The sequence below is a fragment of the Pseudoalteromonas sp. Angola-4 genome (genome assembly GCF_028599265.1).
Lineage (GTDB): Bacteria > Pseudomonadota > Gammaproteobacteria > Enterobacterales > Alteromonadaceae > Pseudoalteromonas > Pseudoalteromonas atlantica.
This window is the reverse complement of sequence record NZ_JAQREK010000004.1, coordinates 40,281-62,719: the sequence shown is the minus strand read 5'-3', so window position 1 is coordinate 62,719 and position 22,439 is coordinate 40,281. Positions and strand designations below refer to the sequence as shown.

Genomic DNA, 22,439 nt, shown 5'->3' with positions numbered 1-22,439 from the left:
CCTGCTAAACCACTCCCGGTACTTTGATTTTGCCAGTTACAGCGCTGTTGATTAGCGTGGTTTTGTATTCTTTTAGTTTTTCGATTTGCTGCTTTTGAAGTTCCACAGCATCATCGATAGCTTTTGACTTATTCTCAATCACTTCAACAATTTTTACCTGTTCTTCAATTGGTGGTTGGCACAACGAGTTACTTCCAATACGATCGACATTCAAGTTCATCTGTGTATTTTTGATCGATGAATCCATAAATTGTTGTTTCATGTTACCTAATGCGTAATACAAAAAGTCTCTATCCATTTCTTTGTATGGACTAAACCCAACAACACTATCAGGAAAACAAGCATCAAGATCCAAAATAGCCACATCACCAATGTTCGCAGCAATAGTGATAACGACTGTGCCTTTAGGGATCAAAGTAGAAACTTTAAGCCCTTTCTCATTTAACGTTTGCTTAAACTCATAAAGAAACTTATTTGCTCTAGCTACGTCACCAGTTTGAAAAAACGGATATTGACCATCGTATAGTGCCGGATCATTACGCGGACGATGAGTAAACTTACCCCTAAATATTTTGGTCAAATACTTTATCTTTTTAACTTCCCAATGCTCAGGAATGTCGCCAATCCAATCGACACCAGAATCCTCCATAGGTACATCAGGATTTAAGCCTTGAGTAACCGCTTGTTGGATGATGATTTGCTTGCGCTCTTTTAACAGCTCAATTTGTTTTTCTTTAATGGCAATAGCGTCATCAATTTGTGCCGTTTTTTTATCGAGAAAACTGGCAATAGCGGTTTGCAAATTCTTGGGAATATCAAACACTGGAAGTCGATAAAAATCTTGAAAGCTAAGGTTTTGTCGTAACCCTGTTCCAAATTTATACAATACTTTGGTTGTATCCAGCGAATGCAAATAATAATAGAGAAATTTTGAGTCAAATCTTTCGTTAATTTTAAGATTTAAATACGCACTAGTGATGATACCGTGATTTTCAGACAGCCCAGTTCTTAAACTCGTCTTATCATTTTGTAAATCCATACAACGTATGATGAGATCACCCGGTTCAACAACCTGATAGGTTTCGAATGACTCAGGCACCAAGCCAACAAGCTTTTCCTTTGGCTTAACTATTATTTTTCCATAGCTTAGTGAAAGCACACGATCTTCTTTCATTCCTTTATTGTTACGCTTGTTTTCGGCATAAGCATTAAAACCCGGAGTCACATTCCATTCACTAGGTATATCGCCCAACCAATCAACACCTGAGTCCTTATATGATTCATACTTTTGCATAGAAGCTAACTCAGCCATATTACTCTCCTTGTACTTCGGCTAAACCAACGCCCAAAATGTCAGCAATTAAACCTTCTGCTTTTTGCTCTAAGTCGATTATATCGTTGGCGACTTCATCCATTGAACGTAATGGCTTATGTTGATAGAAATACTTGTTAAAACTGATCTCATAACCAATCTTAGTACTATCTAAATTAATCCATGCCTCAGAAACATGAGGTTTTACTTCATCAAGGAAATATTGGTGAATTTCGCTATTGTCAGTTTCTCTATCTTGGTTATAAGTAAAAGGCACTGATTCAGCATCGCGTAAATCAGAGTTAGTTTCATAAGTGATAAATTCTAAATTTTTACATTCAACAGCACTCTCTGCTAATGGAAAGTAACCAAAGTCAGCCATCACTTCAGGTAAAGAGCCAGATGCCTCACAACCCAAGTGATGCAAAAGCTCGTCAAACTTATCTTGTTTAAATTTAACAACCTTCTTAACTACTTTTACTGCATTTTCATCGTACCAACTGACTGCATCTAAAATGGCTTTCTTCTCTGAAGCACTAAGTTTAACTTCTAGCGTTTTTAACTCAACATCAACATCAGCTTTGAATTGGTTGAAGTCATTGCTTTCATTAACATTGCTTCCACTTAGTTTTTTACTTTCAAAAGAAGCTTTTAATTGGTTAGCCGTATTTACAAGCTCTCTTAGTTTTTGCCACGGTTTGGTATCAAGCAGTTTGCTTTTAGCTTTGGCATTTAAGCTAATGTCATTGTCTTCACACCAAGCGATTACCTCTTTCTCAATGCTCTTTAAGAAGCCTGTTTCATAAACCTTTTCGCCATACTCGCTAAACAAATATTCCATTGGTTCACGTAGTGATTTATCAAAACGCAGTGGGGCGATAAGATCTTCTTTAAACTGAGCGCACCGTCTATCTGGGCGTTCAATGTTGACTTTGTAGTAACCGAAGTCTTGGTTATCAAAAACCTTAGCTGCAATACCAACAGGATCATTGTTGTCATTTAACTTACGCTCGACATTGGACGCACTTAGGTATGTTTGCATAATCTCTATAATATGCTCAGGCGCAAATTCGCAATTTTTGTTACCTAAATTCTTTCGCAATTTTTTGAAGAGTAGACTGGAGTCAATAAGCTGAACTTTACCTTTGCGCTCCTCAGGTTTGTTGTTGCTAAGCAGCCAAATATAAGTAGTGATACCCGTGTTATAAAACAAGTTGTTTGGTAGTTGCACGATGGCATCGAGCATATCGTTTTCAATGATGTACCTACGAATATTACTCTCACCAGAGCCTGCATCTCCTGTAAATAAGCTGGAGCCATTATGAATAGAAGCCACACGAGAACCCAATGGACTTATATCCAATGGCTTCATCTTGCTAACGACTTCCATCAAAAATAGCAACTGCCCATCGCTTGAGCGAGGGGTGGCATCAACCTTTGATTTGTTACCCCAATAATCAGCTAATTCTACAATAAAACGTGGATCAATAACGTCAGAACCATCTTTAATATTCTTTAGTTCACTTGCCCAGCTCTTCCCGTAAGGTGGATTTTGTGCTGAAAAATCAAAGGTTTTACCTGCAAATTCATCAACTGAAAGCGTAGAGCCAACACGAATATTTTCTGGGTTATTGCCCTTGATCATCATATCTGACTTACATATGGCGTATGTCTCATCGTTGATTTCTTTACCAAACAGGTGAATATCGCGTTTTGTGCCTTCGATTGGGAACTTTTCTTCAATAAAGTTCTGCGCTTCTGTAAGCATACCGCCACTACCACAAGCACTATCATAGATAGTTAATGGATCAGGTAAGTTTCCTTTCAACGGGTCAAACAACAGGTGGATCATCAATTCAATTACTTCGCGAGGTGTAAAGTGTTCACCAGCTTCTTCGTTGTTTTCTTCATTAAACTTACGGATCAGCTCTTCAAAAACATAACCCATGCCGAGATTCGACAACGGCGGAAGCTTATTACCGTCAGGATCTTCTTTATCGTGCGGGGTTAAGTTGATGTATGGCGATACAAACTTTTCAAGGACATCGAGCAATACATCTTTACCCGCCATGTGGCGGACTTGTGCTTTAAGGTTAAAGCACTCTACAATCTCTTTTACATTCGCACTGAAGCCATTTAGGTATTCTTCAAAGTTAGCCAATAATATCTGCTGGTTGTTTGTAGCCGTGCTGAATAGGCTTTTTAAAGTCCACTTTGAAGTGTTGTAAAACACATAACCAGTCTCTGCGGTTAATGGCGCATCATCAAGCTCGGTAGCTTCCATTTCTTCTAGCTGAAATTTCACTTCAGCAAGCACAGCCTCTTTAGTTGGCTCAAGTAAAGTATCTAACCTACGAAGCACAACCATAGGCAGAATTACGTCACGGTATTTACCACGCACGTATACGTCACGGAGGCAGTCATCTGCTATTGACCAAATGAAAGAGACTAGTTTGTTATGTACACTGTGATCCATTGTTATTCCTATAAAAAGCGATTCTTTCACTTTGGTTAAATCTTAAAATTCTATTTGTATCCGGGCGAGATTGTCATACTCGCCACGTTTTCCAATTCGTTTATATTGCTTAGCCAAAGGTGATACTCATCACCGACTAAGGAGGCATTTTTAGTACAATCTACATTCCACTGACGCATTAGGTAGCCAAGCAGGGCCTCTCTTACTTCTAACCGTAAAACACCATCAATCATGTTGTAATCTAGCTCTATCGCTTTTTTGTGTTTAATAGATGGGTGAACGCTTAACTCAACATTGAGTATGTTGTTCCAACTCATGTCATTTGCTGCAAGTTGATTGTCACTTACTGCTTGAACAATTTCTGAAACGTTTTGTAATCGTGTACAGACAAAATCACGAAACTCATTGTTTTTGCAATCAAATGCTCTAACGTGCCACCGTAGACCGTTGTTAGCAATGGAGTGAGGAACAATCTCCCTTTCACCTTCTCCCGAAGATAGAGAAACATAATCGCACCGAACTACTTTTTTACTATTGATTGCACGCATTAAAGTGGCAATCACTTCTGAATAAGGATGGATCAAACGTGTCGCATCAAAACAATGATTTGAAGGTTGTGAACCATTTGATAAGCCATCGCCAAAACCTCTGCAAAGGCTAGTTAAAACGGCTTCGGGGTTATGAGTAAAAACAGGTTGGAACTCGTTTGTTCGATAGTACTGTTTATCTTCGTGTTTTAATTCAAGGTTAGAAGGCGCTAATTCTTTATAAAGCGTTAAATCTCTAGAGCTAGATGCTAGCCCAATACCAAAGTGGGTGATGAGATCTGCACGCGATATTTGCCCTGTAAATTGCGAACAAAAATCAATAAACGCTAAACGTTCACGTTGCGCGTAATTTAGCTTATCTAAATCCATTTAGTATAAAATCAACTTTAACTATTAACATTACGAAGATATTACTAGATGGGGATAATAGGTGCAATCATTTTGATAACACCTATCTCTGTGCTAGAGCTAATCACTTCAGTATAAAGGGAGTTATTCGAGAAACACTCTATAAAAGTGATCTTCTAATGGCTCAATGCGGCTTTCAAACCAACTTAAAAGCTCTTTAATAGCCTGCTGATTTTTAGTAAATAAATCTATGTTGTGGTAGTCCACATTAAATCGCCCATTTTTATAGTATAAGCTTTGTTCTTCATCAAATAGTGTATTCGATATGCCATTTTCATTGATTATCCACCCTTCTGGTGGGGTATCATCTTCATTAAGGTCCTCAAGGAAAAATTCGTTTGTTATTGAGCAAAGCGTAATGCCAAAAAACACTAAAATTTCGTATGTGCTCAAGCTGCAATGAGAAAAAGTTAATGGCTTTAAATTTAAGGTAAATAATAAAGCCTGCCTCATATCATCATATTGCTCTTTCGAAGCAATACTTTCCCAAACATAAATTTCATCAACATTAATAACAACTTGGCAAACATCATCCTCACTTTGGTAGTTTATTTCTAGCGAGTCACCTAATCTAACAATTTCTATTGTGTTACTTTGGTAGCTGATGGTTTGAATTGATTCATCTACATTATTTTTAATTCCCAACACTCTTAATTCTTTGATTGTGTTTGCTAATTGATAATGAAGAACTTCAATAATTTTAAAAAAGTCTTTGGCTAATTGTTTGCCCTTTCTTAGTTCGTAAACGTGAGTAATAACGTCACCCTTCAATAAAAAAACTAATTGAAGAAGGTTGTTTTCATCAAAAATTAAAGCTTTATTTTTGTAAGCCTTGTATTTATATGGCGTTCCTAAAATATTTTCATCAGGAATAATTCCATTACCGTTTTTATTTAAAAAACTATCATCTACATAGTTGTCTTTATGTCGAATGCTATGCTCTGAGTACATATCAGAATAGCTATTCCAGGGGATATTTTGCATCATTAATTCGTATGCTTCAGGGCTATTACCTGGCGCTTGAATTTTAACGTCATGCTTTCTTGCTGATAGCTGCCTGACTAAACAGCCAGCTTTAAGTTTATTGTTATATGTGCAAATTACTTGTTTAGTCTGTAATGTGTCAAGGTAATCATCTACGCCTCTTTCGTATACTTTAATTCGTTGATCTTCTGATTCATCAATTAGTTGCCACCCTTGCTTTGGGTTTAGAACTTTTCCGTTAAAAATAGTAGGAGTAAGGTGTACATTTCCGGTTTGGCTGTGCATCAGATCAGGAAACGCATCAATATGTTTGCAAATAAATTTAAGTTCGCTATTTCGTTGTTCTTTACTTGCATATACTTGAGCAAACCTATTTCTGTTATCCACAACGTGTGAGCCATCTAGGTCATGACTGATTAATTTTTTTACCCACCCACTAGAGTAGCTATACCATAGCTCACCGTCTAACTCTGAAAATACAAAGTTACAATCTGTAGAAAATTTATTTGCTGTTGGGTCTTTCCAATATAAACCACTGCTTGAAAACTCTTGTAATTGGCTAATATCAAACCACTCTGGCGTGATTTTGTTATCGTAAGCTTGAATTAACGCTAAGCAAATTTCATCTATTACCTCAGGGGAAACATCTCTATTTAGTTCATATTCAATATCAAACTGAAGTGAAGGTACTGATCGTTCACAAATAGAGTCTAACTGAAGGGGGATGAGACATTTAAGTAATTTAGAATATATTAACAGTGTCTGTTCTTTTTCATCGAACATGGCATAAGCCGGACTATCGTCGTTATATATTTTTATATCTGTTTGGCCGTGTATTTCCAAAACCTCGATAGCATCTTCAGATATGGCGCTGTAATTATTAAACTTAATAAGCTCAAGTAACTGTTCTCTATATTGAGCTGCATTTTCTAATCGTTCATCGCCATCTTTACCTTTGCTCTCAAAATCCGCTAACTGATTATCCATAAAAGCAGCTACAGCTAGTAAATTTTCAGAACGAGAAAACAGCCCCCAAATTTCAACTTCACCATCTTCAAGCTCATCATGGTAATGGCCATCTGCTAAGCAATTTCCTCCCAATCGCTGGCCCCAACGCTCTATTTCTGAAGTTTGACTTGCAGGTGACCAAAAGTAATCCCCTAGGTCCAAGTCTTTCTTTGCTTCGTTTGTATTTTCTAAAAATACCTTACGGTCAATATTTCTAAACCAATCTTCAGCAAGTTTTAATAAGCTTTTTAAATGGGAGTGTTCAATGGAGCGCATGTTTTTTAGTGCTTTAGTATGCAAACCTCCTCTAGTTTTCTTTTTACTAATTTCAACGAGTTCATTGATAAACCTTGTAATTTTATGAAGGTCTTTTTCTAGTTGCTCATTAGGTTTAAATCGATGTAGTAGCTCTCCATTAGTCAACAATCGTTTTGCCCAATCCGGTAAATGGTCTTTGCTTATATGTGAAGGCTCAGCAAAAGAATTAGTTGTTTTTATATACTTAACAACTTTTGAGATGATTAAGTCACGAAAATCACTTGGTAATTTTTTTAATTTAGTTGCGACATAGCTTTCGATTGCTTCAGGATAGATGTAATTTGGCATGAGAAACATTGCTTCCTTGTTATTTAGTAATACTACATTTATCTCATAAACTTATCCTACTTACACTAATAATTCATGAATTTAAAACAATTTTAATCTATTACTTTGAATACTTAACGAGCCCCTCTCGCTTATCTTTGTTTAAAAATAACTAAATAACACAGTGTAATTTGCTTTAAATGTTCATAAAACGGTTTAACTTATCAGCTTGCAACAAAAAACATCTATTTCCTTCGAAAAAACCATTAAAAACCTACAAATATTGCCGTTCGTGTTATTTTTAAATTAAAAACAACTAAAGGCTTGCATTATAAAACAGGAGCATTTAAAGTTCGAAACATAAGAGGTTAGCAATGTTATTCCTCTGCAGTCTCCGTGGTAAATGGAGAATAATAAAAATATACAATTAGTTCATAAAAAATTAGTTAGCCTGTTGTGCTACTAAGTTGGGTTCCCCGCTTTGGCGGGGGTGAACGGCAAATGCCGTAGTAAAAAATTTAGTTAGACAGTCGTGCTGCTAAATTGGTTTCCCCGCTTTTACGGCGGTGAGCGACAAAACACTGTAGTAAAGAAAATTTAGTTAGAGGGTCGTGCTGCTAAATTGGTTTCCCCGCTTTTGCGGGGTGTGCGACAAAATCACTGTAGTAAAGAAAATTTAGTTAGCAATTGTAACTACTAATTTTTACCCTCCGCGCAAGCAGAGGTATATGAAAACTAACCTGTATATTCCTTGTGGTTGGTAGGTATGTATTTTTACATATCTATCGACTCATTGAACCACTCTACCTCTAAGTTACTTCCTCCTATTAAGTCGTATTTAATAATTTTAAAAACTCATTTTTATATACACCTTAATCTTTTTTATCTGGTGATAGTCTAATTAATGCTTTCAACAAAAAAGCGCCCTAATAAAATCAGGACGCTTTGCGTTTAGGACAAATAAACAAGGATTATACAAATTTAAATAACAAATATTTGAGCGCTACATTCATACTACGCTTATTACTTTGACAATATTTCTCGTAGTTAATTATGCCAATAGCAATTTTAGTGCAAAACAAACTCAGGGCGATAAACCAAGCAAAATTTTGAGTCGATTTATACTGTAAAAATAATATAGTTGAGCCACTAAATGCGATAATCGAATAGACAACTTCTATTCGATACCGACTAATTGCTTTCAAAATTTTGGGCATTAAAAACCATCATCAAAGCAGCCATCATCGTTTAAATCCGCTATCGATTCTTCAATCTCATAAACAGTCATCACTCTATTAGGCTGGCCCACCACATTGCCACCAACATCAACGATGCTAGCGCTCGCATTTGTGATAGGTAATCCTGTTGTTGGATTAATAGCAATATCATTAGCGTCATTATTTTTCATTTTTTAACCTTAGTAGTCATTAATTTATACTTTCAAATTTAATGATTTCGTGATAAAAAACAAACTTGTTTGACTGCGCAGCTCAGCAACAAACAGTTTGAATTAAGTTACTCGCCCTTCCCTTACTCCACCTAATTTTTATTAAGCAAAAATCCTTTCCTCTTTATCTAAAAAGTTCATTAATACGTTTAATTTGAAGGCGTTTTTTGTCTGAAAGACAGGTTTTAAAATGGCATTTTTCGGCACGAAAAACTGCAAAAAAAGCGTCTCAGAATGAGACCAACAAGCGCGTAATGTGGCATAAGCGAAGCTTAGGACACATGGAGTTGCGCGAATGTACAGCTGGTCTGTACTAACCGCGATAATGTTTCGCATCAGCGAAATTCGATTAAAATTTGGCACAAATTGAGATCGAACCATCTATTTTCGTAGAAAATAAAAGCAGATGAAAAATGCAAATTATGGGGCACCCATTGCATTGTAAGGCGCGGCAGTATGGCGGTTAGTACAGAGCGTAGCGAGGTGCATTCGCGCTGGGTCTTCAACGCTAGCGCGGTAGCGCGTTGAGTCAGCTCGTTGCGGAGCAATACCAGAGCTGGCGTGCGTTTTAGGCCCAATGGTTGAGTAGCGAAGCGACGAAGCCATCCGCTGAAAGCGGCTTTTCTCAATGGTTTCATCCCTCGTTTCATTAAAAGAGCAAACGCACAACGTCTTGCAATGAATACCGTAATATTTTTGCCTAATTGAAATAAAGAATAACCTATAAAGTAAAGCCTCCTCTTAAAGAGGAGGCTTTACTTTATAGGTTTAATTCACACAAATTTTCTACGTTTAAAAACACGCTTAATAAAAATAAAAAATAAATTGGATAATTTTACATAAAACGCAATTAGTTCGTTTTCCGACATCCTATTTAGAAATTCCGAAATATCGCAACCTCATAGGAGTTTATAAATATGAATGACCAAAAACATACCCAACAATTTTCAACAAACACACCTAATCCATTACACCAATTAAGAAAATCCGATAGCGTACTTAGTATTGTTCAGGCTGACATTCCTCAACCATGCATCATTGTGCCTTCGATATTAACGGCCGGAGAGGCTACGCTACTTGCTGCCGGAGCCGGCTCTGGAAAAACCTATATTTCTCAGTATATCGCAGCGTGTGTTGCTGCTGGCACTACTAGTTTTGGTAATGAACCGTGCGAAGCTAAAAAAGTTTTGTATATTGATGCTGAACTAGGTTTACACCAGATAAAGCAGCGGTTTGCTTGTATTTTTAGCGCGATAGGCGCTGGGCCTGGTGACCCATTTTTTAGAGTAATTCATAGAAAAAGTATTCCAGGAGGAATGCCCGACCTTGCAACACCTGACGGTTATGATGCACTAGCTAGTGATATTGAATGGGCCGATGTAGTGATTTTCGATAACCTATCAGCACTGTATACATCCGCAGAGGAGCTCAATCAAAACGACTGGAACTATTACAACAAATGCATTGACGCATTGCGAAACGAAGGTAAGGCGATTTTGATACTGCACCATACAGATAAAACAGGCAAAAACTACCGAGGCCATACTGAAATTGCGCGTGCTGTTGATAACGTGCTCATCGCAGCAAAAGATTTAAAACTGAGCACTAACGCAGTGACTGTGGTTGATATAGCGCAGTCTAAATCACGTAACGGCGCCAGTAGTGAAAAGCTTATGAGTATCGCGTTTGGTGATGTATATAACGAGGGACGATTTTTGATGATTCGCGCTAAATAAGCGAGCAATTTTGCATACTCGGGAGTTATATAAATTATGACTCCTGATTTAGTGAACCCGAATGCAAAACGATAACGACTATACTCATCAATACGCCCGCTATTTTGACATTGATATGCGATATAATGTAGGTGCTAACAACTACCAAAAGGGTATAAACCGCGCCGCTCTAACAGTCCTCATTGCGGTCAGGTTTTCTATTGTTGCGCCAGTGATTATTCGCTGGCTGTATAATATTAGTCAACCTCAAGCGCTTGCCCATTTAAATAAGTTAGTAGACGAAAAGCTGTTAACGATGGTCCCTACACATAGAAGCCCTGATGGGCGGGTTTATATTCCAACTTACTCAGGAGCTAAATACGCACAAGAGCAAACCAGCATTGATACTTACTTTCGCTCAAAATCAAACCCAGCACTGCAGGTTAACCACAACCACATAATGCACGACTTAATGAACACATTTATAGCCCTTCGTGGTTTACATAACCATACCTCAGATGGCGTTTATAGGCCGCTATGGGCAGGGTTTTTATCTGAGCCAGAATTCAAAAGATTATATAACCAAAGCAGTGCGCGAATTGTAGACGGTGTGGCCGTATTACCAGATAGAACCGTCGTTGCCATCGAGATTGAAAATTCATTTAAAAGTAAATCGACGCGTCAGACTATTCTGCTCAAGTACCTAGCATCCCTTAAAGCGGGCCATTACCAACAAGTATTTATATTTTCACAATCTACGCAAATATTTGATGATATAAAAAGATTGCACACTCAGTTAATGACAGAGCTCCCAAAGCGTATAAATAAGAAGACCCAACAACCATTTATGACTCACGAAGACGCTGAGTTACTAGAATCTGCGATTGTGTATCGCACAAAATTTTGTGATGAAATTACAGCGCTGTTTTATTCCTAAGTCGAAATATGAACGTGAAATAATATGTTTACCTCATAAAAAAAGCATCGTTTGATGCTTTAGTGTTTTTTATTGCAGTTACAATACAGCGCAATTGTTTTAAATGTTAAATGCCCTATATAGCAAGCTGCTACAGTGAGCGTATAAGATTGAATAGTAGGTAATATTAAATAGGTTTTATTTATTAGCCCATTATAGTAAAGCCAACCGAAGGCAATAAATATAAAGCCAAACATACTAAATATTTCTGCTATAGCGTTAGCGATAAACTCAATCCATTTCATCTTAGTCATAGCTATTGTCCTTTTTGTCCTTGTCACTTTATATAAGTACATAGCAGAGGAATTATTAGCCTTTTCGACTTACTTTAAACACCAATAACAAAAATAAAAGAGAGCGAACTAAGTTCGCTCTCTTTGTTATTTTGTCAGGTTACATTATGCAATTAAGGCAACGCATTCGTGCCCTACCGCCAGGTCAATCGCTATATTGCCCTCCCCCTGCACAACCATCTACTGAGTAGATAGCATGACGAGACTCATTTGATGTGCAGTGAATCACCTTTAAGCTCTTCAGATTATGTAGCTTGTATAGCGACAAGCTGAGTGCAATTTTTTGGGGTAATGGATATGCAGGTATGTTTATGGCTTTACATTAATAATTACATTCGCTGCAGGAGAATTACAAAGAGTACCCAGTAGTTCACTTAGGGTTTGTATATTTTCAATATATTTCAAGCCACTACTTTTCTATTGCGCTAAAGCAACTTTTTAAAAGATAAATTTAATCTTCGATAATATTTTCTTTATTGAAATCAGAAAAAATATCCGTGCTTGCAAAGTACACGTCAAACATTATTATTAATAATAACTTATAGTCGGAGAGTAATTATGACTGAATTTTTAATAATGATTTTTCCAGCGATAGTCCTCACTATTGGCTTTGCATATATCGCGATGAAGCACGACAAAGAAAAGTAAAGTTAAGCTCATTTATAAGCATAAAAAAGCGAGCCCAGGGCTCGCCAGAGTTAAGAGCTTTCAATTAACCGTAACCAACTGTCTTCTGCAGCTGCAAAATATACATCGGGTTTAATCATAAATAGCTGCTTAAATTCTGCACTAAACAAGCTACAGAAGTTTGTTATGTCTTCAATATGTATGAGTAAAAAGGCATACATCTCAACACCTTCCAAATACCGCTCTGAGAACTCAGGATTAGCAGCTAATAACTGTTGAGAAATACTAATACCCAGTACACTCCCCACGCTATCTCGGTGTAAATAAATGTAGTTTGTGAAGCCCAGCTCTAGTGTTTTCTTATCAATAACATCAGCAAATAGCAAAATTGTGGAGCTATCATCCCAAGGCGATTTACTAGCGCGTACATATTGGCGTATAAACGGTGATTTTTGGTCTTTCATGATTTTTCCTCATTAATTTGTCCTACAACTAACTAGGCATAAATCAGGAGAAAAATTGAAAGGTAATAGATAAGAGACGTAAATTTACAAAACACATCAAGAACATTAAGATTAAGAGATTGTTTCAAGTATTGAGGGTTAGAAATGAGTGATTTTATATGGTTATTACCGGCTGCTGTGTTGACGATAATTCTAATTAGACTTGTTAAACAAGCTAAGGAAGTAGATTAAGTAAAAGCAATACTTAACTTTTTTGCTATAACCGCTGGCAGTTAAAGTGACCTATATGTCACTTTAAGGCCCAAAATGCAGCTTAATGATCCCTATAAGGCACTTTAAAGTGAGGATTAAAAAAAGAAAAATCTAAGTTTTACTTTTATTAACTACCAATTATCTTTTCCAAATTAATTCTATAACATACAAAACACAAATATAAGATTCAAAGACTCTACAAGTCTTAAATTTCAACTATTCAGTTAATACAATTTGCCTTTTAAGGCTGTTTTTAAGATACTAGCTAGGTGCTTGTGAATTACTAAAAATCGTAGCACAAACCATAGCACGACAAAGCAACACCTTGTTTTATATGGATTTAATTGAAAGCCTTATAACCATCGCAGTTAATGCATTTATTATTTATAAATAGTGCCATGCTAGCGCTTACTCACTTGCTAATTTTTTATAGGGGTTGCGGGTATCTTGGTGCTCATCTAAATTGCGCATTAATATTGCGTGCTCTAAATTAATGCGTGTATCTAATCGAATTTTAACGTGATGCCCAGAGCCTTTGGCGTCGGTAATACTTTCGCCCTTTTTGTTTTGCATATATTCAAGCTCAAAAGTAATGTTACCTTGTGGTGTCATAAGCTCTAAAGAATGCCCAACGCAGAATTTATTTTTTACCTCTATTTCAACTAAACCATCAGCATAGCGCCCTATTACTTCCCCAACAAATTGCTGCTTAGTAGATACAGAGTGACCGTATTCGTAGTTTTGATAATCTTGATGGGCATGGCGCTTTAAAAAGCCTTCGGTATAACCACGATGTGCTAAGTTCTCAAGTGTTTTAAATAAGTGAGTATCGAATGGTTTACCCGAAGCCGCATCGTCTATGGCTTTACGGTATACTTGCGCGGTGCGCGCTACGTAATAAAACGATTTAGTCCGCCCTTCTATTTTTAAACTATGGACGCCCATTTTTGTAAGCTGTTCAACATACTGCACGGCGCGCAAATCTTTTGAGTTCATAATATAAGTGCCGTGTTCATCCTCAAAGGCTGGCATATACTCACCAGGGCGCCCTTGCTCTTCAAGCATAAATACATCGTTACTTGGCGCACCTTCACCAAGGGTAGGAATAACCTGTTTCGGATCAATTTTATGCACCATCTCACCCGTTTCGTTTTCAACGCCCGGTTTTACATCGTAATTCCAGCGGCAGGCATTCGTGCAGGTGCCTTGGTTTGGGTCGCGCTTGTTAATATAACCCGAGAGCAAACAGCGCCCAGAATACGCCATACATAACGCCCCATGTACAAACACCTCAAGCTCAGTATTTGGGCAAAGCGTGCGTATTTCTTTTATTTCTTCAAGCGAGAGCTCGCGCGATAAAATAACCCGCTCAATACCTTGTTTTGCCCAAAACTGAACACTTGCATAATTAACTACATTTGCTTGCACCGATAGGTGAATAGGCATGGCTGGCCACTTTTCACGTACCAGCATAATTAACCCAGGATCTGACATAATCAGCGCATCGGGCCCCATAGCAATCACAGGTTCTATATCACGTAAATACGATTTAACCTTTGCGTTATGCGGAGCAATATTAGAGACCACATAAAACTTTTTATTTTGCGCATGGGCTTCATTAATCCCTATTTGTAATGTCTCTAAATCAAACTCATTATTACGTACCCGCAAACTGTAGCGAGGCTGGCCGGCGTAAACAGCATCAGCTCCATATGCAAAGGCGTAGCGCATGTTTTTTAAACTCCCCGCAGGGGATAACAGTTCAGGAATAAAAGAGGTTACAGAAGAAACAGCTGGCATATGCGCTCCGTACAGCTAACCGAGTATAAGTCGGTTGCATGATTAATTAATTTACAAGCGCGGCATTATAAATGCGCTAAACATTATGCTTTTGATCAAGATCATAAAACTGCAACCAAACTGGTTTTTAATAAAATTAGGTTTTTTCAATTAAAACGCGTATAATTCGCGCCCGTAAATATTCACACTTTTATTTAAAAATTATTGGAGCATAAAGATGGCTTTAGAGCGTACTTTCTCAATCGTAAAACCTGATGCAGTAGCAAAAAACCACATCGGCGCAATCTACAACCGTTTCGAAACTGCGGGTCTTAAAATCGTTGCAGCTAAAATGGTTCACCTTTCAAAAGAGAAAGCTGAAGGTTTCTACGCAGAGCACAGCGAGCGTCCTTTCTTCGGTGCTTTAGTATCTTTCATGACATCTGGTCCAGTAATGGTTACCGTTCTTGAAGGCGAAAACGCTGTTCTTAAAAACCGTGAAATCATGGGTGCTACTAACCCTGCTGAAGCACTAGCTGGTACTTTACGTGCAGACTACGCTGATAGCATCGACGAAAACGCTGTTCACGGTTCTGACGCTGTTGAATCTGCTGCTCGCGAAATCGCGTACTTCTTCGCTGACGAAGAGCTTTGCCCACGTACTCGTTAATTCGAGTTTTACAGTTAACGCTGTAATGCAAAGTAAGAAAAGGGCTTTCGAGCCCTTTTTTAGTCATTACGTAAAGTATCCTTAAGTGCATTTTGATATTTTACTTAATGATTAAAGTGGGTGAATTGTGTACAATTCGCCCTTGTAAATTTTATCTCCACCGTCACCGATTGAGGTTGTTTCATGACCGAGCAAAAAAAGATTAACTTATTAGATTTAAACCGAGATGCAATGCGCGAGCTATTTGTATCATTCGGTGAAAAGCCATTTCGTGGCGACCAGGTGATGAAATGGATTTATCATTTTGGCGTTGATAACTTTGACGACATGAGCAACGTTAATAAAAAGCTTAAAGAAAAGCTTAAAAACGAATGCGAAATTGTTGCGCCAGAAATCTCTGTTCGCCAGCAAGCAAGCGACGGCACAATTAAGTACGCATTAGTGCTTGATGGCGGCCAAGAAGTTGAAGCTGTATGGATCCCAGAAAAAGACCGCGCCACTTTGTGTGTATCTTCGCAAGTGGGTTGTGCCCTTGAGTGTACGTTTTGTTCAACTGCGCAACAAGGCTTTAACCGTAACCTTAAAGTGTCTGAAATTATTGGCCAAGTTTGGCGTGTAGCTAAAGACATAGGCCTTGATGGCAATAGCGAAAAACGCCCAGTTACCAACGTAGTAATGATGGGTATGGGCGAGCCTCTACTTAATATTAAAAACGTAGTGCCGGCAATGGAACTAATGATGGACGACTGGGGCTTTGGCTTATCTAAGCGCCGCGTAACATTAAGTACCTCAGGGGTTGTACCTGCGCTTGATTTATTAAAAGAAAAAATAGACGTAGCACTTGCTATTTCTCTTCACGCACCCGATAACGCTCTACGTGACGTACTTGTACCAATTAATAAAAAGTACCCAATTGAAGAATTTTTAGCCGCGTGTCGTCGTTATATCGATGGCTCTAAAGCAAATAAAGACGTGACCATTGAATACGTTATGCTAAATGGCGTTAACGACAGCACCGACCAAGCACATGAGCTGGTTAAAACGCTTAAAGGTACACCTTCTAAAGTTAACCTTATTCCGTTTAACCCGTTCCCGGGTAACGAATACACACGCTCTAGCAACAGCCGTATTGACCGTTTTTCTAAGGTTTTACAAGCTGCGGGTATTACGTGTATTGTTCGTCGTACTCGTGGTGACGATATTGACGCCGCCTGTGGGCAATTAGCCGGCGATGTTGTTGACCGTACTAAACGTATGGCGAAAAAGAAAATGCGCGACGATAACGTAATTAGCGTAAATATCCAGCAAGCATAAGCCTGTAACCACCCTGTGTATATTCCCTATGCAGGGTGGTTAAGTTGTTTATTTTTAAATAAATGATGCAACACTAAGGGTTTTAGGTAAGATAGGCGCTATGGATAGAAAAACAGAGACAAGGTAATGCGATCTTTACTTGCTTTAACACTTTCAACACTTGCCCTTACAGGGTGCGTAAGTGAAAGTAGTTATAACGGCAGTGACAAACCCGTCGTCGAAAACAAAATCAATAATGCAGGCGCAGCACGCACTCGTATCGCCCTCGCTTTACAATACTTAGAAACTGGCAACAACTCGCAAGCAAAGTATAACCTTGAGCGAGCTATAGAATTTGCCCCAAATCTACCTGAAGTACATTACTCTCTTGCTTATTATTACCAACAAGTAGGCGAAAAAGAGCGTGCCGATAAAGCCTATCAAAAAGCATTAGCAATTAAGCCTGACGATCCGAACACGCTTAATAACTACGGTGTGTTTTTATGTAGTATTGAAGAGTATGACCGCGCGACCGATCAGTTTTTAAAAGCAATTGATATTCCAAGCTATATTCGCGTTGCCGAAAGCTACGAAAACCTTGCATTATGTGCCATAGAATTTAACGACTTTGAAAATGCAGAGAGTTACTTTAAACAAGCACTTAATCACAGCTCGCAACGTACATCGACCCTAATAAGCTTAGCCGCCCTTTTTTATGCTAAAAGCGATTTACATAAAGCCAGCGAAGTATTAAAGCGCCATGACGACACCGGCCGAGTGTCTGCACGTGCTTTATTGCTTGGTTATTTAATTAAGCAGCGCATGGGCAGAATAGAAGAAGCAGAAAAAATTGCCGCCACCATAATGCAAACTTACCCAACAAGTAAGCAAGCCTATGCTATTCGCGATAATCGTACTAAACAAACTGAGTTTGAAATACTGCGCGAAAAATACCGTAAAGCGCAACTCGAAGAGCTTCAGGAGCAGTATGGCGAAGAGCAAATCAGTGTTGAGCAACCAAAAATTAAAATTATCCGAAAAAAGCGCCCAACTACCGATAATTCGACCAGCTTAATTTCTCCAGGGGTTGAGCCTTCAAGCCCAGTATTAAATGAGACGGCAAAAGCACAGGCAACCATTGCCGCAGCAAACAAACAAAAAACCGTAGCTGAGCAAAATGATGACGCTGCCACTCTCACGCCTGCGGCTCAACCAACGCAGGCTGAAGTAGTTACAACAACAAAAGCAGTAGTGCCAGCTGCGGCAGCGGCTCCAACCGTAACAAATACTGCCCAAGTAGCAACTACAACATCTGCGCCTGCAGAATCTAATACAGATACCGCAGCGGTGCTTTTGGCTTTAACAACGGATCACCAAGCGCAACAAACGTCTACACCCACAGCTGAGCCGCCAAAAGCCGTCGCTAAACAAACACCCAAAGATGATGACGAAGTAAAAATAATTTCATTTGGTGCGCCCAAACAAGCTAACTTTAACACCCCACAAAATACACGCCCTGCTGCAAATGGCCCACAAAATACGGGCTTAAATAATTCGGTAGTATTTTATGAGGCTAAAAAAGACAGTGCGGTATTTAGTAATAACCCATACAGCGACAGTAACGACATTACACTGAAAAACTACCAACCAAGTGTAAAACAAGAGCCCCCCATGCTTAATCCAAAAGTACCCCCTTTAAAGGTGCCTTTTCATATTATTGAGTTTGGTGAAAACCTATTTAGCATTTCAGTGCGATACAATGTTAAACTACAAAAACTCCTGCAGTGGAATGGTCTAAAGGAGTCGGATCGTGTTATCAACGGAAGTAAAATTTACTTAAACGATCCTAATATTTATTACGAGATTAAAGCTGGCGATACCCTTTACGACATAGCTACCCAGCGGCATGTATTAATTGATGAATTAATGCGATGGAATAAATTAAGCCCAGATATAGAACTTACACCTGGGCACAGACTATTACTAGTGGATCCAAATTCGTACCTATTATGACAGAAGAAACTACGCAACAAAGCGATGAGCCAAGTGTTGGGCAACTATTAAAAGCGCACCGAGAGCAGGCTAATGTAAGCTTAGAGTCACTTACTGGCCCACTTAAGCTTTCTATTTCTCAGCTGCAACGCTTAGAAAGCGATCAGTACCAAACGTTAGGCCCTATTACCTTTGTAAAAGGCTACATTAAAAACTATTGCCGTGAACTACACCTCGATAGCGCCCCTATATTAGCTAAATTGCCAGCACCGCCCGAGCCTACAAAGCCGGCTAACATGCAAAGCTTTTCGCGCCGCACAGAAAAAGAAGCCCACGACAGCCGCCTAATGCTGGTGAGCTACATTATTTTAGCCATTGTTATTGGCTCATCTGCCTTATGGTTTTGGCAAAATGCTACGCCTATCGATGAGCAAACAAGCACAATCAATCTTGAAAATTCAATTTTAGATAACCAGCAAAATAACAACGCGCTAAATAACGAAAGCGAGAACACCTCGCAAATGCAAGCAACACAGGCAGTTGAGCGCACACCGGCTGTAATGCCTATAAGCGCTGAACAAGTCCCCTTAAGTGAAGCCGTTAATGCCACGGCGCCTATTGCCGCTAGCACCCAAACAGCCACTAACGAGCCCGACACGCAAAGTAACATCAGTACAATTAACATGGTGTTTAACGATGAGAGCTGGGTAGAAATACACGATGGCGAAGGTGAGCGCATTGCATTTGGCGTAAAAAAAGCAGGCTATAAAATGGCTGTAAGCGGTACCCCGCCTTTTTCAGTTGTGCTAGGTAAGCACGACGTAGTTAGTGTTTCTCTAAACGGCGAACCAGTTGATATTTCTGGTTATCCTAAAAATCGTTTAGCCAAATTTAAATTACCATTAGCAGAGTAGTCGCTATGTTTTCAGAATCTCCAATTAAACGCAGAAAATCAACCCGCATCAATGTAGGCAACGTACCTATTGGTGACGGTGCCCCTATTGCCGTGCAGTCGATGACCAATACCGACACCATGGATATAGATGCCACGGTAGCGCAAATCCAAGCAATACAAGATGCCGGCGCCGATATAGTGCGTGTATCTGTACCAACTATGGATGCAGCAGAAGCGTTTAAAAGTATAAAAGAGCAAGTTAGTATACCGCTTGTAGCCGATATTCACTTTGATTACCGCATAGCGTTAAAAGTGGCAAAATACGGCGTGGATTGCCTACGTATAAACCCAGGAAATATAGGCAGTGAAGAGCGTATTAGAGCCGTTGTAGACTCAGCGCGCGAGCATAATATTCCTATTCGTATTGGTGTAAATGGCGGCTCATTAGAGCGCGACCTACAAGAAAAATACGGCGAGCCAACTCCCGAGGCATTACTTGAATCAGCAATGCGCCATGTAGATATATTACGCCGCCTTGATTTTGACCAATTTAAAATATCGGTAAAAGCATCAGACGTATTTTTAGCTGTAGGCGCTTATCGCTTACTTGCTAAAGAAATAGATCAACCCCTGCATTTAGGGATCACCGAAGCCGGCGGTATGCGCTCAGGCTCGGTTAAATCGGCTGTAGGTTTAGGCATGTTACTTGCCGAAGGTATTGGCGATACGCTACGTGTATCACTTGCTGCCGACCCAGTTCAAGAAATCAAAGTAGGTTTTGATATTTTAAAATCGCTGCGTATACGCTCTCGCGGTATTAACTTTATTGCCTGCCCTAGCTGCTCACGTCAAGAGTTTGATGTAGTGGGCACCATGAACCAGCTTGAAGAGCGCCTAGAAGATGTTGTTGAGCCAATGTCTGTTTCGGTAATTGGCTGTGTAGTTAATGGCCCAGGCGAAGCCCTTGTTAGTGATATTGGCCTTGCCGGTGCAAACCGCCGCTCAGGTTTATACATTAATGGCGAGCGTCAAAAAGCGCGTATTGATAACAACAACATTGTTGACCAGCTTGAAGGCTACGTGCGCGACTTTATTGCTCAAAAAGAGCAGCAAACACCTATCGACATTAAAATAGTCGAATAAATACCGTATAAAGCGCCAAACCACGCTGTTTGGCGTTTACCTTTATAGCTAGAGGATACCCAAACGACCCCAAGATACAGAATTCAGCGATTTATACTGCGTTATTGATTTTAACAATAGAACCACTATTACTTTCAATCAATGCCTTGCCTAAATCGCTTTTAATTCCAACGACGCTCGCATCATGGGGTCATTTGGGTATATAATGACGGGTCAATTTTTAGCATTCTTGTTGTGTAAGCATTTTTTTATTACACATAAACAGTAATTAGGATTTATCAGTGGCAAAACAAATTCAGGCAGTTCGCGGTATGAACGATTGTCTGCCGGGCGACACGCAAGTTTGGCAGAAAGTAGAAAACATTTTACGCGAGACAGTAGCATCGTTCGGTTATCAAGAAATTCGTTTTCCTATTGTAGAATCAACCGACTTATTTAAACGCTCTATTGGTGAAGTAACCGATATAGTAGAAAAGGAAATGTACACCTTTGCCGATCGTAACGGCGACATGCTAACCCTTCGCCCAGAAGGCACCGCAGTGTGTGTACGTGCAGGTAACCAAAATGGCTTGCTTTATAACCAAGAGCAGCGCCTGTGGTACATGGGCCCGATGTTTCGTCATGAGCGCCCTCAAAAAGGCCGCTACCGTCAGTTTCACCAATTTGGTTTAGAAACATTTGGTATTGCCACAGCCGACATAGACGCAGAAGTTATTTTACTTACCGCGCAATTATGGAAAGCATTTGGCATTAACGAACACGTACGTTTAGAGCTTAACTCGTTAGGCTCTAACGAAGCACGTGCTGATTACCGCGATGCACTCGTTGCCTACCTTGAACAGCATACCGACGTGCTTGATGAAGATTCAAAGCGCCGTATGTACTCAAACCCATTGCGTGTACTTGATAGCAAAAACCCAGACGTGCAAGCAATCTTAGTGGATGCGCCTAAATTGTCTGAGCATTTAGATGCTGAATCAAAAGAACATTTTGCAAATTTATGTGAACGTTTAGACGCAGCTGGCGTCATATACACGGTTAATGAAAAGTTAGTACGTGGTTTAGACTACTACAACCGCACAGTATTTGAATGGGTAACAGATAGCCTAGGCGCACAAGGTACAGTGTGTGCTGGCGGACGCTACGATGGCTTAGTTGAGCAACTTGGCGGCAAAGCAACGCCCGCAGTTGGTTTTGCTATGGGTCTAGAGCGCTTAGTACTGTTACTACAAGCACTTGAGTGTGTAGGTGACATTCGCCGCAATGCTGATGTATATTTAGCGGCAATGGGCGACAAAGCCAGCGTACAAGCCCCTGCCATTGCAGCGCAACTGCGTAGCGACGTACCCGGTTTACGCGTTATGGTGCATGCCGGCGGCGGTAACTTTAAAAAACAACTAAAACGAGCTGATAAAAGCGATGCACTAGTGGCTGTTATTATTGGCGAAGATGAATTAGAAAAAGGCGTTGTGACCATCAAATATTTACGTGAGCGTAAAGAGCAAGTCACACTAGAATTAGAACAAGCTAAAGCGCTATTAGCTGAGCTTATCAATAGCTAAGCTAACTTAA

General features: G+C 39.4%; 17 protein-coding genes. 8 read left to right on the top strand and 9 right to left on the bottom strand.

Going from position 1 to position 22,439, the window contains the following annotated elements:
- Window positions 1-4 precede the first annotated feature (4 nt).
- From PSH48_RS07190 to PSH48_RS07165, 6 genes are all read right to left on the bottom strand, one after another.
- Window positions 5-1,312: a restriction endonuclease subunit S gene (locus PSH48_RS07190; protein ID WP_273611234.1), complete on the bottom strand. Its 1,308-nt coding sequence runs from the start codon at window positions 1,310-1,312 to the stop codon at window positions 5-7.
- A gap of 1 nt (window position 1,313) precedes the next feature.
- Window positions 1,314-3,788 carry a type I restriction-modification system subunit M gene (locus tag PSH48_RS07185; RefSeq protein WP_273611233.1) on the bottom strand — a complete coding sequence of 825 codons (2,475 nt, stop codon included), beginning with the start codon at window positions 3,786-3,788 and terminating at the stop codon, window positions 1,314-1,316.
- Window positions 3,789-3,838: 50 nt separating this feature from the next.
- Window positions 3,839-4,705 (bottom strand): WYL domain-containing protein, encoded by an 867-nt coding sequence (locus tag PSH48_RS07180; RefSeq protein WP_273611232.1) that lies wholly within the window; start codon window positions 4,703-4,705, stop codon window positions 3,839-3,841.
- Window positions 4,706-4,828: 123 nt separating this feature from the next.
- Window positions 4,829-7,342 (bottom strand): hypothetical protein, encoded by a 2,514-nt coding sequence (locus tag PSH48_RS07175; RefSeq protein ID WP_273611231.1) that lies wholly within the window; start codon window positions 7,340-7,342, stop codon window positions 4,829-4,831.
- Window positions 7,343-8,537: 1,195 nt separating this feature from the next.
- Window positions 8,538-8,729 carry a hypothetical protein gene (locus PSH48_RS07170; protein ID WP_273611230.1) on the bottom strand — a complete coding sequence of 64 codons (192 nt, stop codon included), beginning with the start codon at window positions 8,727-8,729 and terminating at the stop codon, window positions 8,538-8,540.
- Window positions 8,730-9,188: 459 nt separating this feature from the next.
- On the bottom strand, window positions 9,189-9,374 hold the full coding sequence (locus tag PSH48_RS07165) for a hypothetical protein (RefSeq protein ID WP_273611229.1): 186 nt from the start codon (window positions 9,372-9,374) through the stop codon (window positions 9,189-9,191).
- Between the two features lie 311 nt (window positions 9,375-9,685).
- Here PSH48_RS07165 and PSH48_RS07160 point away from each other — a divergent pair, with 311 nt between their 5' ends.
- Both PSH48_RS07160 and PSH48_RS07155 read left to right on the top strand, forming a co-directional pair.
- Entirely contained in the window at window positions 9,686-10,504 is an 819-nt protein-coding gene (locus PSH48_RS07160) for an AAA family ATPase (protein ID WP_273611228.1), read from the top strand.
- A 61-nt stretch (window positions 10,505-10,565) separates the two neighbouring features.
- The gene (locus PSH48_RS07155) at window positions 10,566-11,420 is read left to right on the top strand and encodes a hypothetical protein (RefSeq protein WP_273611227.1); all 855 of its coding nucleotides are present in this window, start codon (window positions 10,566-10,568) and stop codon (window positions 11,418-11,420) included.
- Window positions 11,421-11,479: 59 nt separating this feature from the next.
- Here PSH48_RS07155 and PSH48_RS07150 read toward each other — a convergent pair whose 3' ends face one another.
- From PSH48_RS07150 to trhP, 3 genes are all read right to left on the bottom strand, one after another.
- On the bottom strand, window positions 11,480-11,713 hold the full coding sequence (locus PSH48_RS07150; protein WP_273611226.1) for a hypothetical protein: 234 nt from the start codon (window positions 11,711-11,713) through the stop codon (window positions 11,480-11,482).
- Between the two features lie 737 nt (window positions 11,714-12,450).
- Window positions 12,451-12,843 carry a hypothetical protein gene (locus PSH48_RS07145; RefSeq protein ID WP_273611225.1) on the bottom strand — a complete coding sequence of 131 codons (393 nt, stop codon included), beginning with the start codon at window positions 12,841-12,843 and terminating at the stop codon, window positions 12,451-12,453.
- Between the two features lie 660 nt (window positions 12,844-13,503).
- Window positions 13,504-14,895: a prephenate-dependent tRNA uridine(34) hydroxylase TrhP gene (gene trhP / locus PSH48_RS07140; protein WP_273611224.1), complete on the bottom strand. Its 1,392-nt coding sequence runs from the start codon at window positions 14,893-14,895 to the stop codon at window positions 13,504-13,506.
- 217 nt (window positions 14,896-15,112) lie between these two features.
- Between trhP and ndk the strand changes: the two genes are divergently transcribed.
- The 6 genes from ndk to hisS all read left to right on the top strand — a co-directional run bounded on the left by ndk (window position 15,113) and on the right by hisS (window position 22,429).
- Window positions 15,113-15,544, top strand: coding sequence for a nucleoside-diphosphate kinase (ndk, locus tag PSH48_RS07135; protein ID WP_004586996.1), 432 nt, complete (start codon window positions 15,113-15,115; stop codon window positions 15,542-15,544).
- A 183-nt stretch (window positions 15,545-15,727) separates the two neighbouring features.
- Window positions 15,728-16,858 (top strand): bifunctional tRNA (adenosine(37)-C2)-methyltransferase TrmG/ribosomal RNA large subunit methyltransferase RlmN, encoded by a 1,131-nt coding sequence (locus tag PSH48_RS07130; protein WP_273611223.1) that lies wholly within the window; start codon window positions 15,728-15,730, stop codon window positions 16,856-16,858.
- Window positions 16,859-16,984: 126 nt separating this feature from the next.
- On the top strand, window positions 16,985-18,850 hold the full coding sequence (gene pilW, locus PSH48_RS07125) for a type IV pilus biogenesis/stability protein PilW (RefSeq protein ID WP_273611222.1): 1,866 nt from the start codon (window positions 16,985-16,987) through the stop codon (window positions 18,848-18,850).
- Complete coding sequence (locus PSH48_RS07120; protein WP_273611221.1) at window positions 18,847-19,743, top strand: RodZ domain-containing protein; 897 nt, start codon at window positions 18,847-18,849, stop codon at window positions 19,741-19,743. Before pilW ends, PSH48_RS07120 begins: the two co-directional genes overlap by 4 nt.
- A 5-nt stretch (window positions 19,744-19,748) precedes the next feature.
- Complete coding sequence (gene ispG / locus PSH48_RS07115; protein ID WP_138576648.1) at window positions 19,749-20,867, top strand: flavodoxin-dependent (E)-4-hydroxy-3-methylbut-2-enyl-diphosphate synthase; 1,119 nt, start codon at window positions 19,749-19,751, stop codon at window positions 20,865-20,867.
- 281 nt (window positions 20,868-21,148) lie between these two features.
- Window positions 21,149-22,429, top strand: coding sequence for a histidine--tRNA ligase (gene hisS / locus PSH48_RS07110; RefSeq protein WP_004586991.1), 1,281 nt, complete (start codon window positions 21,149-21,151; stop codon window positions 22,427-22,429).
- Window positions 22,430-22,439: the final 10 nt, after the last annotated feature.